General features: G+C 75.7%; 1 protein-coding gene and 1 pseudogene. Both read left to right on the top strand.

Translation table 11 applies throughout. The features are described from left to right. Positions 1 to 909 (top strand): nicotinate-nucleotide--dimethylbenzimidazole phosphoribosyltransferase (gene cobT, locus E7Z54_RS17350; RefSeq protein ID WP_206056350.1); only part of this gene is annotated, 909 nt, incomplete at its 5' end. Beyond that, positions 906 to 1,114 (top strand): annotated as a pseudogene (locus tag E7Z54_RS17355) (hypothetical protein); the annotation flags it as partial. The gene cobT and the pseudogene E7Z54_RS17355, both read left to right, overlap by 4 nt.

Genomic DNA, 1,114 nt, shown 5'->3' on the forward strand with positions numbered 1-1,114 from the left:
CAGGCCGCGGTCCCGCCCGAGCCGCTCATTGACATCCGGCTGGCGATCTTCGCGGGCGACCACGGCGTCGCCCAGCATGGCGTCTCCGCCTACCCTCCGGCGATCACCGCGGCGATGGTGCGCACCTTCGTCGCGGGGCGGGCCGGCGTGTCCGCACTGGCGGCGGCGAACGGCGTGCACGTCCGGGTCCTCGACATCGGCGTCGATGACGAGCTCGAGGGGGTGCCGGCCGAGGTGCAGGCCTGGAAGGTCCGCCGCGGCAGCGGGGCGATCCACCTCGAGGACGCCCTCACCCCCGGCGAGACCGCCCAGGCGCTCGATGCCGGTCGGGCCGTGGCTCGCGAGGAGATCGGGGCCGGCGCCCAGCTCCTGCTGTCGGGCGACATGGGCATCGGCAACACCACACCCGCTGCGGCGATGGTGGCGGCCGCACTGGGCCTGCCGGCCGCGGAGGTCACCGGCCGCGGCACCGGGGTGGACGATGCCGTCCTCGCGCACAAGCTGTCGGTCGTCCAGCAGGCGCTCGACCGTGCGGGCGACCGGCTCGCCGACCCCGTCGACACGCTGACCGCCGTCAGCAGCGCTGACCTCGCCGCGACCGTGGGCTACCTGCTCGAGGCCGCCGAGAGCGGCGTCCCGGTCCTTCTGGACGGCCTGATGTCGGTGGCCTGCGCCCTCACCGCCGAGCGGATCCTGCCGGGCGCGGCCGCGTGGTTCGCCGCCGGCCACCGGTCCACCGAGCCTGCCCAGTCGCTGGCCCTGGACAAGCTCGGCATCGAGCCGGTGCTCGACCTCGGGCTCCGGCTGGGCGAGGGATCCGGCGCCGTCGCCGCGGTGCCCGTGCTGCGCTCGGCCATCGCTGTGCTGCGCGACGTCGCGCTGCTCTCCGAGCTGATGCCGCCGTCGTGACCGTTGCGGTCGTCGGTCGTAGCCTGCGGCTCGCGGTCGGGATGCTGACCGCTCTTCGCGTTCCCCCGGTGCTGGGGGTGACACCCGGTGCCGCGACCGGCGCCCTCCTGATCGCCCCGGTCGCCGTCCTGCCGCTCGGCCTGACCGTCGGGCTGGTCTGCTGGGCCGGCGGTCGGCTCGACCTGCCGGCGCTCGCCGTGGCGTT

The organism is Nocardioides sp., from assembly GCF_004803405.1.
GTDB lineage: Bacteria > Actinomycetota > Actinomycetes > Propionibacteriales > Nocardioidaceae > Nocardioides > Nocardioides vastitatis.